This is a genomic window from Maricaulis virginensis (assembly GCF_027922185.1).
GTDB lineage: Bacteria > Pseudomonadota > Alphaproteobacteria > Caulobacterales > Maricaulaceae > Maricaulis > Maricaulis virginensis.
Map to the genome: position 1 here is coordinate 228,321 of NZ_BSFE01000001.1, position 16,367 is coordinate 244,687.

Sequence of the window (16,367 nt, forward strand, 5' to 3'; positions counted from 1 at the left end):
ACCGGTGTGGTAACAGGAAGCATGGACGATCCCTACAAGACGCTGGGCGTCTCCAAGACCGCTTCGGCCGAGGAGATACGCAAGGCCTACCGCAAGCTCGCCAAGGAGCTGCACCCCGATGCCAATCCGGGCAACAAGGATGCGGAAGAGCGCTTCAAGAAGGTCTCGCAGGCCTTCAAACTCCTGTCCGATGCGGAAAAGCGAGCCGAGTACGATGCGGCGGCGCAGGCCGGGTTCGGAGCGGGTATGGGTGGCGCGGCCGGTGCCGGCGGGCGGCGTCCGTTCAATTTCCGCCAATCGCGCCACCAGGGCGCCGATTTCAGCGACATTTTCTCCGACCTGTTCACCGATTTCGGCACGCAGACGCGCCAGCCTCCGCCGCGCAAGGGGGCCGATGTGCGTTACTCGCTGACGGTGGATTTCATGCAGGCCGCCCAGGGCGGCAAGCATCGCGTGGTGCTGCCCGATGGCCGCAAGCTGGAAGTTGCTGTGCCGGCCGGCGCGGCCGATGGCCAGGTCCTGCGACTGCGCGGCCAGGGCGAGGCCTCTGCGGCGGGCGGTCCGGCGGGCGATGCGTATATCGAGGTGAAAGTCTCCGAGCACAAATATTTCTCCCGTGAGGGCGATGATGTGCGGCTGGAACTGCCGATCTCCGTCAAGGAAGCCGCTCTGGGCGCCAAGGTGCGTGTGCCGACCATTGACGGACCTGTGGATCTGCAGGTACCCGCGGGCTCGTCTTCCGGGACGCTGTTGCGGCTGCGCGGCCGCGGATTTGCAACAGCAAAGGGCAAGCGCGGCGACCAGCTGGTGCGGTTGATGGTGGCCTTGCCGGCGAGTGACAAGGCGCTCCGGGATTTCCTGGAAACCTGGACGCCGCCCTCCGGTTACGACCCGCGCAAGGGCATGCGGTCGTGACCTGAACGATTTGGTAGTAACCTGTTCAGCGCGGGTTCAGGGGATGTCCGCAAGAGTAAGGGCCATGATGAGACATCTGCTGATAATTGCCGGCGCCTTCGCAAGCGTTCTGGTGCCTCTGGCCACGGTGTCCGATGCCGATGCATCGGCCGCGATGGCGCAGAAACAGGACCAGGATCCGCGGGGCCGCTACTCACCGAGCGAGGCGCGTGACGAGCGCCAGCAAGGCAATATCGTGCCGGCCCTGCGCGTGATCAACGACGTTCGCCGGCGCTATCCCGGTGCCAATGTGCTCGATGCCGAGCTCGAAGGCGGGGCTGCGCCGCGTTACGTCATCAAGATCCTGACGAGCGATGGCCGGCGTGTGGATGTTGTGGCCGATGCCCGTAACGGGCGGATTCTCTACGAACGATAGGGGAAAAGAGATGCGTGCGCTTGTCGTTGAAGACGATCCGGACCTGAACCGCCAGCTTGGGCGTGCCCTCGAGGATGCCGGCTATGCCGTGGACACCGCGCTGGATGGCGAGGATGGCCATTTCCTGGGCGATACCGAACCCTATGATGTCGTCGTGCTGGATCTGGGCCTGCCCAAGATGGACGGTGTGACGGTGCTGGAGCGCTGGCGCCAGGGCGGCAAGGGCTTTCCCGTGCTGATCCTGACGGCGCGTGACCGCTGGTCGGAAAAGGTTGCGGGCTTCGATGCGGGCGCGGACGACTATCTCACCAAACCCTTCCATACCGAGGAATTGCTGGCCCGCCTGCGCGCGCTGACCCGCCGGGCCGCCGGGCACACCACCTCGACCATCGAGTGCGGCGAACTGTCGATCGACACGCGCGGCGCACGGGTCTTCATCGATGGCGCGCCGGTGAAGGTAACGTCGCATGAATTCCGGATGCTGTCCTACCTGGCCCACCACCAGGACCGGGTGATCTCCCGCACCGAGCTGGTCGAGCATATCTACGACCAGGATTTCGACCGCGACAGCAATACGATCGAAGTGTTTGTCGGCCGTTTGCGCAAGAAGATCGGCAATGACCGGATCGAGACCGTCCGCGGTCTGGGCTATCGCCTGGTCGACCCGGAGGCGCGGCCGGTTTCGTGACGGAACGCCGGTCATCCCTGGCATTCAGACTGTTTGCCGGCGCGGCTGCCTGGGCGCTGGTCCTGCTGCTGCTCGGCGCCATTGCGCTGACCACGCTCTATCAGCGCTCGATCCTGCGCACACTGGACGACCGGCTGACCAGCGTCGTCGGTGCACTGGTCGCTGCCGTGGAAATCGATGCCGCCGGGGATGTGCTGCTGGCGCGCCGTCCGTCGGACCCGGCCTATGGTCGGGTGTTTTCCGGCCGCTACTGGCAGATCCTCGATGATGACGGCAGCGCGGATGGCGGCGAGGTGCTGGCCGTCTCCCGCTCGCTCTGGGATGAGGTCCTGGTCCCTGGCAATGCGCTGCTCGACCGGCTGCGGGCCGAGCCCGGCGCGGTCGTCACAATGGACACGAAGGGGCCGAGCGGCGAACCCCTGCGTCTGACCGGCCAGGCCGTGCAACTGTCCGATCGCCCGGGCCTGGTCGTCTTCATGGCGGCCGAGGACCGGCGGCCGGCGGACCGCGATGTGCGCACTTTCGCGATCACGTCCGGCCTGATGTTCCTCGGTTTTGCGGCGGCAATCGCTGCGGGCGTCTTCTTCCAGGTCCGGATCGGTCTGGCGCCGGTCCTGCGCATGCGCGACCGGGTGGCCGAGGTGCGCGAAGGCCAGGCGGAACGGGTCGACGGGAGTTTCCCGGCCGAACTCCAGCCCCTGGCCGACGAACTCAACGCCATGCTCGATCATTCCCGCGAGCTCGTCGAGCGGTCGCGGACCCATGTCGGCAATCTGGCCCATGCGCTCAAGACGCCGATTGCCGTGCTGACCAATGAGGCGCGCACCTCGCAGGGGGCGCTGGCCGATCTGGTGGAGCGCCAGACCGGGATCATGGCGGAACAGGTCGAGCATCATCTGCGCCGGGCCCGGGCGGCTGCACACGCCAAGGCCGTCGGTGCGCGCACCGATATTGCCCCGACCGTCGACGATCTCGTGCGCACACTGGACAAGATCAATGCGGCCCGTGCCCTGACGATCACCGCCGATATTCCCGGCGAGCTGCGTTTCCGCGGCGAGCGCCAGGATCTCGAGGAGATGGTCGGAAACCTCATGGACAACGCCTGCAAGTGGGCACGCGGAACCGTGCGGGTCAGCGCTGAACGCACGGATGAGCGGACCCTGGCGATCCTGATCGAGGATGACGGCCCCGGTCTTGACGAAGGCGAGGCGCAGTCGGCGCTGCAGCGCGGCGTCCGGCTGGACGAGAAGGCGCCGGGATCGGGGCTGGGCCTGGCGATCGTGTCGGACCTTGCCCACGCCTATGGCGGAGAGCTGACCCTGTCGCGTTCAGGACTCGGCGGTCTCTCCGCCCGTATCGACTTGCCTGCGACCAGTCGATAAACTGTCTTTAACCTTGCGTGTTCAAAAGTAAGGGACGGGTAAGGCGGATTTATTTTGGCCTATGGTGACTTTATCGCCAAGCAAGCGGGCTCAGCTCGAAGCATTGTGGCGCAGGATGCCTGCGAACACGCGGGCGGCCCTGTGCTCGGCCGTCGAGGCCGGCAAGGACGCCGATCCGCAATCAGCCGCGCTCCATGAAATCCTGACCAGTCTGGAAGACAGCGTCGGCAAGCCGGCAGCCGAACTGGCGAAACCCTTCATTCTGGCCCCTCTGCGGCCGATGGTCGGTACGCCCGGCGAGACACCGCCCTCGCGCTTCCGTTTTTCTCCCGACGATCTCTCCAAGATCTGGGGCTGGCTGGCGCGTGAACTGGCAAAAGATACGGTCGAGCGTGCCAAGAAGTGCCGCAAGCCGGAGAAGGATCCGGTCTGGTTCGAGTTTCGCCGCGAAGCCGGTCAGGCCCTGAAGACCGCTATCCAGGCTGCCGACCGCGTACCCAAGGACATGACGGCGCTGACCAAGCGCTTCGGTCCGGATGCCAAGGGCATGCTGGCCGATGCGGCGACGCTGCTCAGCTGTTCGCAGGAAATCGCCGAGGCGATGATCGATATTCCCGAGCGGATCGAGGAGCTGGACGAGGAACTCGTCTACACGCTCAAGGACAATTACGAGCGCCTGTCGACAGAAAGCCCGGAAGCGGCCCTGTGGACCCTGCTGCTGACGATCGGACGGCTGGATTATCCCTGGCAGATATTCCGCGCCGTCGCCAAGATCGGCAATCGCGAGGACGATCTCGTCGTCTCCAAGACCGACATGGCCGCTGTCGGCGACGCCGTGCTGGCCGATACGGGTTATTTTGCTGCCAAGCTGAAACAGCCGCCGCAGACGCTGGAAGAGGCGAAGGCAGCCTTCGATCTGTTCGACCGTTTCGTTGCGCACTCTACCGGCATGACCAAGGAGTTCGGCATCCGAAAGGCCGGGCGCTGGGGACAGGTGCTGTTCAGCCTGCGGGCCGAGGCGTCGTCCAATGTCGAGAAGACCCTCAACAAGGTGCCATTGTCGCTGGATACCGGCCTGCCGGAACCGCGCCGCGGGCGCAGCGGGCGGATCATTCCCGCGCAATTGCCGCCGGAACAGGCGATCGACCGGGCCGAGGGCCTGCTCTACTTCCTGTCCAGCTGCCGGGCCCACGCGACGGCGGCGGCCATTGCCAGCACGCAGAAGCGTATCGCCGACGCGGCTGAAAAGCGTCTCCAGGATGCCGGCGCCATGCTGGTGGACCTTATCGCGGACAGCGAGGGTCAGAACCGGACCACCGCCCAGGACGGGCTGGAAATCACCGCGCGCCTGCTCGATGCGGCCGGGCGCGAAGATCTTGCCGATATCCTGCGCCGGCGCGGCCTGGCCGCCGCGGCATAGCGTCCCGCCCGGCACTCCCGGCTTGCACCGCAGGCCCGGCCGGACTACCTCGACGGTCATGAAGACGCCGTCCTCATCCCATTCCTCATCCCCGGCCACTTCTCAGGCGATCGCACTCGAGACGCGGGACAGCGATGCCGGTCGCCTGATGTCGCCCAGCGCGGCGCGCAATCGCACGCCGATTGCCGGGATGCTGGCGGGTATTCTTCCTGAGAACGCGCAGGTTCTGGAGATCGGTTCGGGCACGGGCGAACATGCCGTCGCCGCCTGTCTGCAGCGCCCGGATATCTGCTGGCAGCCCAGCGATCCGGATGCCCGGTCCCGCAGCAGCCAGGCTGCCTGGGCAAGCGAGGCGGACGGGCGGATTTCCGCGCCGCTGGCGCTGGATCTGCGCGACCCGGACTGGTTCGCGGCCGCCGGAGCGGCCGATGCCCTGGTCTGCATCAATGTGATTCACATCTCGCCCTGGATCGTGACCGAACATCTGGCAGCGGGCGCAGCCGCGCTGCTGGAGGCCGGTGGCCCGGTCTATCTCTACGGTCCCTATCGGGAGGGCGAGGCCACGGCGCCGTCCAATCTGGAATTCGACCGCTCGCTGAAGAGCCGCAATCCGGACTGGGGTGTGCGAGCGCTGTCTGACGTTGTTGCGGTGTTCGACCAGGCCGGTTTCGATCTGGAAAGCCGCGCCGGGATGCCGGCCAATAATCTCTCCCTGGTTTTCCGAAAGCGCGAGGCTTCGTGATGCGTCACCGTAACCGCCGTCTGGCCACCATTGCCGCTGCCGGGATCGTGCTGGCCGCGGCCGTCGGGCTCGGGCTGACCGCGATGCGCAGCGCCATCGTCTATTTCTATTCGCCCAGCGAGGTGATGGCCGAGCATCCCGCTTTCGACGAACGCGTCCGTGTCGGCGGTCTGGTCGAGACCGGCAGTGTCGACGAGGATAGCGATGGCACGATCCGATTTGTCGTGACCGACGGTGCCGCGAATGTGACCGTGCGTTATGCCGGCATCCTGCCGGACCTGTTCCGCGAGGGGCAGGGCGTGATCGTGCAGGGCCGGTTTGTCGAGCATGGCCTCCTGTCCGCCGAGACAGTGCTGGCCAAGCACGATGAAACCTACATGCCGCCCGAGGTGGCCGAGGCGCTGCGCGAGGCGGGCGTCTGGCAGGGCGAAGGCGAGGGCGAAGCGGCTGCGGGCGAGCCCGGGACTGACTGACCGGGCCTCACCGGTGCTTGCGATCCGGCGCACAGGCTCTACCTGTTGAGCGAGCGAACCGGAGGCGCAGCATGGCGCATACACTGAGCGTGAGTTTCGAAGGGTCCGGCGGGGACCAGCTGGACGCCCGTCTGGAAATGCCAGGCGGCCCGCCGCGCGCCTATGCGCTGTTTGCCCACTGCTTCACCTGTTCCAAGGACTATTTCGCGGCCAGCCGCATCTCGCGCCGCCTGGCCGATCGCGGTTTTGCCGTCCTGCGCTTCGATTTTACCGGCCTGGGTGAGTCGGAAGGTGAATTCTCGGAGACCAGCTTTTCCTCGAATGTCGCCGATATCGAAAAGGCGGCGGAATTCCTGAAGCGCGAGTATCAGGCACCGGCGCTCCTTGTCGGGCACAGCCTGGGCGGGGCGGCGGCGATCGTGGCGGCCGGACGCATCGCTTCGGTGAAAGCCGTCGCCACGCTGGCCGCGCCGGCCGATGCCAGCCATGTCATCCAGTCGATGGGCGTCGATACCGATGCCATCGAGCGCGACGGCCAGGCCGAGGCGAGGCTGGGCGGGCGGACCTTCACCGTCACGCGCCAGTTTCTCGACGACATCGCCGACCAGAATGTCGAGGCTGCGGCCCGATCGCTGGAGCAGCCGCTCCTGATCGCGCACTCGCCGGTCGATGCGGTGGTCGGGATCGACAATGCCTCGCGCCTCTTCCTGGAAGCGCGCCATCCCAAGAGTTTCGTCAGCCTGGACCACGCCGATCACCTGATCGGCGATCGTCGGGATGCCGCCTATATCGCCGATGTGATCGCCGCCTGGGCCGCGCGCTATGTGGCCGAGGAGCGGGATGACCGCGTGCCGGAACCGGCCGGCGAGGGCGGTGTCGTGGTCGCCGAGACCGGACAGGGGCGCTATGAGAATCATGTCGTGATCGGCGATCACGTGATGCTGGCCGACGAGCCGGAGCGCGTCGGCGGTCATGATTCCGGCCCGTCGCCCTATCAGTACCTGCAGGCAGCGCTGGGCGCGTGCACCTCGATGACGATGCGCATGTATGCCGAACGCAAGGACTGGCCGCTCGAGCGGGTGACGGTGACGCTGCACCACGAGAAAGGCCATGCCGAGGACGGTGAGGCGACCGTCGATGGCGAGGCCCGCAAGGTCGACATCATCGAGCGCTCGATCCGGATCGAGGGCGATCTGGACGAGGATCAGCGCGCCCGGCTGATGGAAATTGCCGACAAATGCCCGGTTCACCGCACCCTGAACGATCCGGTCGTGATCCGCACCCGGCCGGTGTGATTGACACGAAACCGCCTGCAGGCGCTGGGCGTTGGGTGAAACATGTCCGGCATCTTACCGGAAGTAATGTTATTGTAATGTTCGAGAAACGCGCCGGATAACCGTCAGGCGTGAAGTTCGTGCTCGTACGCAGCACACATTCGCAACGAGGAAGGTTGTTCTGTCCCATGATTTCTGTTGATCGCATGCGCCGCCTTGGCGGTGTCTCGCTTCTGGCCCTGTCCACCGTGGCCGCCGCTTCCCTGGCGCTCCCGCTCGGTACGCCCGCCATGGCCCAGGAAACGGAAATCCGCCCGCCTTTCGCTGCCGCAGTGCCCGATGGCGCGCCGATGTCCTTCGCCGACCTGATCGAGACGGTAAGCCCGGCTGTCGTGACGATCCGCGCCAGCACGCCGCCGCGCGAGCGGGAGCCCGACATGTCCCCGGATCTCGAGCGCCTGCCGCCGCAATTCCGCGAATTCTTCGAGCGGTTTGGCGATAACGGTCCCGCCATGCCGCGCGGACGCGAATCGCTGGGTTCGGGCTTCTTCATCGATGCCGAGGGCCACATCGTCACCAATAACCACGTCGTCGCCGGCGCCGAGGAAATCACGGTCGGCCTGAGCGATGGCAGCGAATACGAGGCCCGCATTGTCGGCCTCGACGAACAGACCGACCTGGCACTTCTGAAGGTCGAAGCCGATGTCGACTTCCCCTTCGTGACGCTTGAGGAAGACGCAAATTACCGCGTCGGCGACTGGGTTGTCGCTGTCGGCAATCCCTTCGGCCTGGGCGGTACGGCGACGGCCGGCATCATCTCCGCCATCGGCCGTCCGATCGGCAATGCGGCCTATAACGACTTCATCCAGGTCGACGCCCCGATCAATCGCGGCAATTCCGGCGGTCCGACCTTCGATCTCGCCGGCAATGTGATCGGCGTGAATTCGCAGATCTTCTCGCCGACCGGCGGCAATGTGGGTATCGGCTTCGCCATCCCCTCCGATGTCGCCGCCCGGATCGTCGAGCAGCTCAAGAGCGACGGCCGTGTCGCGCGCGGCTGGCTGGGCGTTTCGATCCAGAATGTCACCGACGATATTGCCGGCGCTATGGGCCTGGAAGAAGCGCGTGGCGCGATCGTCAGCTCCATCACGGCGGGCGGTCCGGCTGCCGATGCCGGGTTCGAGCGTGAAGACGTCATCCTGGAAGTGAATGGCGAGCCCGTTGAAGGTTCGCGCGACCTCACCCGCCGGGTCGGATCGTTCGCCGCAGGCGAGGAAGTGCGCTTCCTTGTCATGCGCGATGGACGGGAGCGGACCCTGCGCGTGCGCCTCGGCGACCGTCCCAGCGAAACCGATCTCAACGCGATGCAGAATGTCGGTCAGGCCGAAGCAGAGGAATCCTATTTCGGCATGACCCTCGTCCCGATGACGGACGAGGACCGCGAGCGTGCCGGGCTCGCGGGCAGCGATAATGGCCTTGTGGTCACTGCGCTCGCGCGTGACTCCGAACCGGCCCGCAAGGGCATGACAACCGGTGACATCATTCTGGAAGCCGGCGGGTCGCCGGTCACGTCGCCCGACGAGTTCCGGGCTGCGGTGAGCCGCGCCCGTGAAGATGGCCGAACGGCCGTTCTGCTCCTGGTCGAGACGCGTGGCGGCCAACGCTATGTCGCGCTCGAGCTGGATGAAGAAGACGAATAGGAGAGACCGGGGTGCGCATCCTGATAGTCGAAGACGATCGCGAGGCCGCGAGCTATATCCGCAAGGGCCTGCGCGAGAGCGGCCATGTGGCCGACCACGCCGGTGACGGCGAAGAGGGCCTGGAAATGGCCCGCGCCGCGGACTACGACGTGCTCGTCGTCGACCGCATGATGCCGCGCATGGACGGCCTCTCCATGGTTGAAACCCTGCGCGGGGAAGAGGATCGCACGCCGGTCCTCATCCTCTCCGCCCTCGGCGAGGTCGATGACCGCGTCGAAGGCCTCAAGGCCGGTGGCGACGACTATCTGGTCAAGCCCTACGCCTTTGCCGAACTTCTGGCCCGCGTCGAGGCACTCGCCCGGCGCCGGGACCCGGAGACCGTCCGCACCAAGCTGGTTGTGGGCGATCTGGAGATGGATCTCCTCGCCCGCACGGTTGTCCGGGACGGCGAGGAAATCCTGCTTCAGCCGCGGGAATTCCGCCTGCTGGAATTCCTCATGAAGCATTCCGGTCAGGTGGTGACACGCACCATGCTGCTGGAAAAAGTCTGGGACTATCACTTCGACCCCCAGACCAATGTGATCGACGTGCACATTTCACGACTGCGCTCGAAGATCGACAAACCCTTCCCGCGGGCGCTTCTGCACACCGTGCGAGGGGCCGGCTACCGCCTCCAGGCCTGATCGGGCGTGACCCAGCGCAGAGCCGCCTTTCTCAGGACGACAGCGTTCCGGCAGACCCTCCTGTCGGCAGCGCTGTTCGCCCTGTCCAGCTTCGTCATCCTGGGCTTCGTCTATGCGGCCTCGGCCGGCATGGTCGTGCGCCGGGCAGACGCGGTTGTGAACGACGAGGTTCAGGTCCTCAACGACCGGTTCCAGTCCGGCGGCATCGACAATATCCGCCTCTATATTCTCCAGCGCACGGTGGGCGGTGGCGATTATCTCTACCTGCTCATCCATCCGTCGGGGCGGACCCTCGGCAATCTGAGCTTCCTGCCCGAAGTCCAGCCGGACGAGGAGGGCCGGGTCCAGTTCACTTACCGCCGGCCTCCCGCGGGCGGTGTGGATGACGACAACGAGAAGGAAGACCGGATTGTCCGCGGCCAGATCGTGGAACTCCCGTCCGGTTATCGCCTGTTTGTCGGCCTGGATGTCGACGACGAGACGCGCCTGATCTCGCGCATGCTCAACACGATCCTGGCGGCCTCCGCCCTGGCGCTGGCGCTGGGCGTGGCAGCGGGTATCTTCGTCAGCCGCCGTTTCGTGCGCCGTCTGGACAAGATCAACAATGTCGCCCGCCGGGTGCGGGCCGGTGACCTGCAGCCGCGGGCGCCGCGGAATTATACCGGCGACGAGCTCGACGAGCTGTCCGAGAATTTCAACAACATGCTCGACCGGGTCGAGGCACTGATGCACCGCATGCGCCACACCGGCGACAGTATCGCCCACGATCTGCGTACGCCGCTGACGCGTATGCGCAACCGGCTCGACGAGGCTCTGCGCGACGACGGCGATCTCGATGCCCGCGAACAGGCGCTCGAGCGGGCCGTGGCCGATACCGACGAATTGCTGGGCATCTTCAATGCCATCCTGTCCCTGTCGCGCCTGGAAGCCGGTGAGAGCCGGGCCTCGATCGTGCGCCTCGACCCGGCCGAGATCGCCGCAGATATGGCCGAGCTGTACGAGCCGGTTTGCGAGGATGACGGCCTGTCCTTTGCCAGCGAGATCCAGCCGGGCCTGGCCATGCTGGGCGATCGCGGTCTGCTGTCACAGGCGCTCGCCAATATTCTCGACAATGCCGTCAAGTACACGCCGGCCGGCGGGGCCGTGACCCTGCGGCTGCGCGAGACGGGCGAGGGCATGATCGAGTTCTCCGTGACCGATACAGGCCCCGGTATTCCCGATGTCGACCGCGAACGCGTGGTGCAGCGCTTTGTGCGTCTGGACAATTCGCGCTCCCAGCCGGGCTCTGGCCTGGGTCTGTCGTTGGTCCAGGCGATTGCCGATGTCCACAATGGCCGCTTCGAACTGAATGAAGGCCCGGGCGTTGTGGCGGGCGGTCATGGACCGGGGCTGCGGGCATCGCTCTGCTTTCCCAAGGCACCGCGGGAAGCCGGATAATCCGGTAACGCAAAGCAGGACTTCACCTTCAGTGCGGATCGCGCCAGTTTGCCTGTGATGACACACACGGCCCCCATTCTCGACGCAGGGCGCAGGCCCCTGCCAGGCGGCAAGCCCGGACGGTGTGTCCATGTGTTCGAGGCACTTCCCGACGCCGTCCGTTCGCGCGTTGCACCCGCCCAGGCCTTTCTGGATACGGTTTTCGACGCTGCGCCCTATCTGGCGCGCCTGGCCCAGCGGCGTCCGGCGACACTGGCCGCGTGCGCGGTCGAGCCGCCGGAAAGCCTGATCGATCATGCGATCGACAATGCCCGTATTGCCGGTGAAGCCGCGCCGGATGCCGATGCGCTCGACCGGGCGCTGCGCCAGGCCAAGGCCGACTCCCATCTGGTGATCGGGCTGGCGGATCTGGCCGGCATCTGGTCAGTCGAGCAGGTGACCGCGGCAATGACCCGCTTTGCGGATGCGGCCGTCGCGGGTGCCCTGGCGGGGCATGTCCGGCTGCTGGCCGGGCAGGGGCGGGCCTTTCCGCCGGAAGCCGCCGGCAACCCGCTTCCCGGCCTCTTCGTGCTGGCGTTGGGCAAGATGGGCACCGGCGATCTGAACTACTCCTCCGACATCGACCTGGTCGTGCTCTACGACGCCGATGCGCTGGTGCTGCCGGAGGATCAGGAACCGCGCAAGCGCCTGCCACGCCTCGTCCAGGCCGTGGTGCGCACGCTGCAGGAAATCACCGCTGACGGCTATGTCTTCCGCGTCGATCTGCGCCTGCGGCCGGACCCGGGGGCCACGCCGGTGGTGATCTCGACCGAAGCGGCGCTGAACTATTACGAGAGCCTCGGCCAGACCTGGGAGCGGGCCGCCTGGATCAAGGCGCGCGCCTGTGCCGGCGATTTCGCGGCGGCGGAGACCTTTCTGCGCTTCATGCAGCCCTTCATCTGGCGCCGCTCGCTGGACTTCGCCGCCGTCGACGATATCCGCGGCCTTGCCCGCCAGATCCAGACCGTCGGCCGCCGGGCCGAGGTGCGGCCTGCCGGGCATGACCTCAAGCTCGGGCGCGGCGGGATCCGCGAGATCGAGTTCTACGCCCAGATCCCGCAGCTCGTATTCGGCGGGCGCAACGAGGCGCTGCGCCTGCCCGCAACACTGGATGCCCTGCGGGCGCTGTGCGAGGCCGATGTGGTCGAGGCCGACGTGGTCGACACCCTGACCGCCGACTATCGCCGTCTTCGCGCGTGGGAGCACCGCGTGCAGATGCGCCAGGACGAAGCCAGCCAGACCCTGCCCGAAAGCGATGCGGATCGTGCCGCCATCGCTGCCATGGCCGGGTATGACGACCTGACGGCCTTCGACGGTGCGGTGGAGGCCTGCCTGCGGCGTGTGCACGGGCATTTTTCCGACCAGTTCGAGGATGACGAGCCGCTGGCATCGGAAGCCGGATCGCTGATCCTGACCGGTGTCGAGCCGACGCCGGACACGCTCGCCACGCTCGACCGGCTGGGCTTCGCCGAGCCCGAGGCGGTCTGGAAGCGTCTCAATGGCTGGGCCGCCGGACGCGTGCGCGCCGTTCGCACGGCGCGGGCGCGTTCGCTCTTTGCCCGGATTGCACCGCAGCTTGTCGACCGCATGGCCGCGACCGGGGAGCCGGACGCGGCGCTGGTCCGGTTTGCGGGCTTCTTCGAAAACCTGCCCATGGGGGTACAGCCGCTCTCCCTGTTGTCGAACGAGCCGGGACTGGCGGCCGATCTTGTATCGATCATCACGCTGGCGCCGCGCATGGCGACCGACCTGGCCCGCCGGCCCAACCTGCTCGACGCCATGCTCGACCGGCGTTTCACGGCACCGCTGGCAGACGAGGGGCCCGACGCCTTCGGCACGCTGCTGTCGGAGGCGCTGGCGCGGGCCGGAGACTATGAGGAGGCCCTGAACACGGCGCGCCGCCTGGTGCGCGAGGAACGCTTCCGGATCGGCGCCCAGGTCCTGCGGGGAACGGTCAGTGCCGAACAGGCCGGTGCCGCCTTCTCGTCGATGGCGGAAATCTCCCTGGCCGCGATGGCACAGGCGGCGCAGGCGGAAACCGAGCGCCGTTTCGGCACGATGCCGGGCACATTCGTGGTTCTGGGCATGGGCAAGCTGGGCGGCCGCGAACTCGCCTCGGACAGCGATCTGGACATCATGATCGTCTATGAGGGCGAGGGCGATGCCCAGTCCTGGTTCGGCCGTTTCGCCCAGCGTCTGATCTCGGCGCTTTCGGCGCCGACCGAAGAGGGCGAGCTGTTCGAGGTCGACATGCAGTTGCGGCCGTCGGGCAAGGCCGGGCCGGTTGCCGTCAGTGTCGCGCGTTTCGAGACCTATTATCCCGGCGAGGCCTGGACCTGGGAGATGATGGCGCTGACCCGGGCGCGGGTCGTCACGGGTGACACGGCCCTGTCCGGGCGGGTGAGTGCGGCCATGCGCGATGCGCTGACCCGGCCGCGCGACGGCCGGGGTGTGCGTGAGGATGCGCTGGCCATGCGCAAACGCCTGGAGGAGGCCAAGCCGGCGCGCGGCCCCTGGGATCTCAAGGCGCGGGCGGGCGGCATCCAGGATATCGAATTCATCGCCCAGACCCTGCAGCTGGCCCATGCGTCGAAAAAGGACGTGCTGCGGCCGTCGACCCGGGCCGCGCTGGCGGCGCTGGCGGATTGCGGCGTGCTGCCGGTCGAGGATGCGGAATTTCTCACCGCGTCGCTGGATCTCTATCTCGGACTGCTGCAGCTGATGAGAAGTGCGCACGGGTCCGGTTTCGATCCGTCTGCTGCGAGTGCCGGCTTTGCCGAACGCTTCGCCGGGCTGGCCGGTGTGGGCAGTCTGCCGGAACTCGAAACCGCGCTCGATGCGCGGGCGGGGCGGGTGCGGAAGTGTTTCCGCCGCCATGTCGGAAAAATCTGACGACGGGCCCGCGACGGAATTTCCGGCCACCGGCGTTGAAGGGTCAGCGAGGTGATCAAGGACAAGGAAATTCTGTCATGAAACACACCAAGATGATCGTTCTGCTCGCCGGTTCGACCCTGATGCTGGCCGGTGCTGCGGCCGAGGCTGCCGGTCCCGGCGGCATGCGCGGGCATGGCGGCGGCCGCGATGGCGGTCATGGCCATGCCATGATGGTGCTGCGCGCAGCGGACGCCAATGGCGACAATTCCATCACACAGGCCGAAGTGGACAGCCTGCAGGCGGAAATGTTCGCCTGGATGGATCGCAATTCCGACGGCTATCTCGACGAGGCCGACCAGTCGCCCGTCCATGCCCGCATGCGTGCGATCCGGGCTGAGGAACGCGCCGAGCGGGCCGGAGACGGCGAAGGCCGCCGCTGGGGCCGCCGGGGCGGTGGTTCCGAAGGCGGCCCGCGCCATATGCGCGCCGATGCCGACGAGGATGGCCGTATCTCCCGCGCCGAATTCCTGGAACGCGAGAACCGCCTGTTCAACCGTCTCGATAGCGACGAAGACGGTGTCGTGACGCCGGCAGAGCTGGACGCTTCGGTCGAGCGCCGTCAGGATCGCCGCTTCTGGTGGCGCGACTAAGCGCCATCGCGATGTTTGACGGGCGCGGCATGGGCGACGACACGGCGGCTGGAGAAAGCCTGGTTTCAGGCCGTGTCCGCGATCCGGCCGGCGAACCGGACGATGCGGACCTGATCGTCCGCGTCGGCCGCGGTGACCGGTCGGCCGCCCGCCTGCTCATGTTGCGCAACCTGCCGCGTGTTCTCGGCCTGGCTCGTCGCATGCTGAATGACGAGATGGAGGCCGAGGATATCGCGCAGGAGACCTTCATACGGGTCTGGAAAGCCGCGCCGCGCTGGCAGGCCGGTTCGGCCCAGGTCTCCACCTGGATGTGCCGCATAGCCATCAATCTCTGCTATGACCGGTTGCGCCGGCGGCGCGAGGTGCTGACCGACACGCCGCCGGAACAGATCGACGGTGCGCCGGACGCCGAGACCGCGATGACCCGTGCGCAAAGTGGCGACCGGATAGCGGCCGCGATGGCGCAATTGCCCGACCGGCAACGCCAGGCGCTCGAGCTCGTCCATTTCCAGGAGATGAGCAATATCGACGCGGCGGACATCATGTCGGTCTCTGTCGAGGCGATGGAATCCCTGCTGGCCCGCGGCCGGCGCAAACTGAAGGCCATTCTGACCGGGGATGCCCCGGACCTGATGGCCAGCTATACAGGGCAGAGAGATGCCCGCTACGGTGCAACGCAATGACCGAAGAACGCTTTATCCAGATCGTGGAGGCCTACGGCGCCAATCCGGCCCGCTGGCCCGAGACTGAACGCGCGGCCGCCATGGCCTTTGCGGATGCGTATCCGGATGTCGCCGATGCCGCCCTGCAGGCCGAGGCTCTGCTGGATGACTGGCTTGGCCGGCCCGACGCTCAACCCTCCGAACTGCTCGAACGCCGGATCCTTAACCGCTTTCCGGCGCCGGTGGCCGCGCCTGTGCGCTGGCAGATCCCGGCTGCCGCTGCGGCCGCCCTGCTGGTGGGCGCCTTCATCGGCTTTGCCAGTGGCGCGCTCACGGTCACGGAACCCTTGACCCCGACGCTGTATGCCGCCGCGGATGCCTATGCCGGTCTGGATGAAGACTGGATCACCTGGCTGGGAGATGACGTTTGAAACCGTCCACACCCTGGATCGCCGCCCTTCTGGTCTCGGTTCTCGCCAATGGCGTGCTGGCCGGCTTCCTCCTGCACCGCACGACGGAAGGCCCGGACTGGCGGCAGGCGGAAGACGAAGACCGCGGGCGGGGTGAGCGCCGGCATCACGATTCCCGCCGCGCAGGCTTTGACATGCGCGATATGCTGTTCGCCCTGCCCGGCGAGGCCCGCGAGGAGGCGCGTCAGCGCGCGCGCGACAATATCGACGAGATCCGGGCCCTGTTCGCCCAGAGCCGCCAGGCCCGGGAGGATTTCGAAACCGCGGTACGCGCGGAAACCTTCGACCGTGATGCCGCTGCCGATGCCCTGGAGCGTCTGCGCGCCTCGCGCGAGGCGCTGGAGCTGGGGCTTCAGGATGTCATGCTCGATCTCATGTCCGAGCTCGATGCAGAGACCCGGACGGGCATGCTCGAGGCGACCCGGGAGCGGGATGGTAACGGGTATCGCCGCCATCGTGACGACCGGGGTGAAGGTCCGCAAGGGGATCGCCCGCCGCCGCCCGACGGCCCGCGTCCGGATTAGGCCGCCAGCCCGGGCACAG

At 66.8% G+C, this 16,367-nt stretch carries 16 protein-coding genes; all 16 read left to right on the plus strand.

The window, feature by feature from the left end:
- Positions 1-21 precede the first annotated feature (21 nt).
- The 16 genes from PKE71_RS01110 (at position 22) to PKE71_RS01185 (ending at position 16,348) form a co-directional block, all read left to right on the plus strand.
- Positions 22-915, plus strand: a complete 894-nt coding sequence (locus tag PKE71_RS01110) for a J domain-containing protein (protein WP_271185111.1) — start codon at positions 22-24, stop codon at positions 913-915.
- A 64-nt stretch (positions 916-979) separates the two neighbouring features.
- Positions 980-1,330, plus strand: a complete 351-nt coding sequence (locus PKE71_RS01115; protein WP_271185112.1) for a PepSY domain-containing protein — start codon at positions 980-982, stop codon at positions 1,328-1,330.
- Positions 1,331-1,340: 10 nt separating this feature from the next.
- The gene (locus PKE71_RS01120; protein WP_271185113.1) at positions 1,341-2,018 is read left to right on the plus strand and encodes a response regulator transcription factor; all 678 of its coding nucleotides are present in this window, start codon (positions 1,341-1,343) and stop codon (positions 2,016-2,018) included.
- Entirely contained in the window at positions 2,015-3,400 is a 1,386-nt protein-coding gene (locus tag PKE71_RS01125; RefSeq protein ID WP_271185114.1) for a sensor histidine kinase, read from the plus strand. The genes PKE71_RS01120 and PKE71_RS01125 overlap by 4 nt, the downstream gene beginning before the upstream one ends.
- A gap of 115 nt (positions 3,401-3,515) precedes the next feature.
- The gene (locus PKE71_RS01130; protein ID WP_271185115.1) at positions 3,516-4,820 is read left to right on the plus strand and encodes a hypothetical protein; all 1,305 of its coding nucleotides are present in this window, start codon (positions 3,516-3,518) and stop codon (positions 4,818-4,820) included.
- A 148-nt stretch (positions 4,821-4,968) separates the two neighbouring features.
- Positions 4,969-5,562, plus strand: a complete 594-nt coding sequence (locus PKE71_RS01135) for a DUF938 domain-containing protein (RefSeq protein WP_373878783.1) — start codon at positions 4,969-4,971, stop codon at positions 5,560-5,562.
- The gene (ccmE, locus tag PKE71_RS01140; RefSeq protein WP_271185117.1) at positions 5,562-6,035 is read left to right on the plus strand and encodes a cytochrome c maturation protein CcmE; all 474 of its coding nucleotides are present in this window, start codon (positions 5,562-5,564) and stop codon (positions 6,033-6,035) included. Before PKE71_RS01135 ends, ccmE begins: the two co-directional genes overlap by 1 nt.
- 71 nt (positions 6,036-6,106) lie before the next feature.
- Positions 6,107-7,330 (plus strand): bifunctional alpha/beta hydrolase/OsmC family protein, encoded by a 1,224-nt coding sequence (locus PKE71_RS01145; protein WP_271185118.1) that lies wholly within the window; start codon positions 6,107-6,109, stop codon positions 7,328-7,330.
- Between the two features lie 167 nt (positions 7,331-7,497).
- Positions 7,498-9,009 (plus strand): DegQ family serine endoprotease, encoded by a 1,512-nt coding sequence (locus PKE71_RS01150; protein WP_271185119.1) that lies wholly within the window; start codon positions 7,498-7,500, stop codon positions 9,007-9,009.
- An 11-nt stretch (positions 9,010-9,020) separates the two neighbouring features.
- Complete coding sequence (locus PKE71_RS01155; protein ID WP_271185120.1) at positions 9,021-9,692, plus strand: response regulator transcription factor; 672 nt, start codon at positions 9,021-9,023, stop codon at positions 9,690-9,692.
- 6 nt (positions 9,693-9,698) lie between these two features.
- A complete protein-coding gene (locus tag PKE71_RS01160) occupies positions 9,699-11,129 on the plus strand; it encodes a sensor histidine kinase (protein WP_271185121.1) in 1,431 nt (476 codons plus the stop codon).
- A gap of 132 nt (positions 11,130-11,261) precedes the next feature.
- A complete protein-coding gene (locus PKE71_RS01165) occupies positions 11,262-14,060 on the plus strand; it encodes a bifunctional [glutamine synthetase] adenylyltransferase/[glutamine synthetase]-adenylyl-L-tyrosine phosphorylase (RefSeq protein ID WP_271185122.1) in 2,799 nt (932 codons plus the stop codon).
- A 77-nt stretch (positions 14,061-14,137) separates the two neighbouring features.
- Entirely contained in the window at positions 14,138-14,692 is a 555-nt protein-coding gene (locus PKE71_RS01170) for an EF-hand domain-containing protein (protein WP_271185123.1), read from the plus strand.
- Positions 14,680-15,375: an RNA polymerase sigma factor gene (locus PKE71_RS01175; RefSeq protein WP_271185124.1), complete on the plus strand. Its 696-nt coding sequence runs from the start codon at positions 14,680-14,682 to the stop codon at positions 15,373-15,375. Before PKE71_RS01170 ends, PKE71_RS01175 begins: the two co-directional genes overlap by 13 nt.
- Positions 15,372-15,785, plus strand: coding sequence for a hypothetical protein (locus PKE71_RS01180; protein ID WP_271185125.1), 414 nt, complete (start codon positions 15,372-15,374; stop codon positions 15,783-15,785). Before PKE71_RS01175 ends, PKE71_RS01180 begins: the two co-directional genes overlap by 4 nt.
- Entirely contained in the window at positions 15,782-16,348 is a 567-nt protein-coding gene (locus PKE71_RS01185; protein ID WP_271185126.1) for a periplasmic heavy metal sensor, read from the plus strand. Before PKE71_RS01180 ends, PKE71_RS01185 begins: the two co-directional genes overlap by 4 nt.
- Positions 16,349-16,367: the final 19 nt, after the last annotated feature.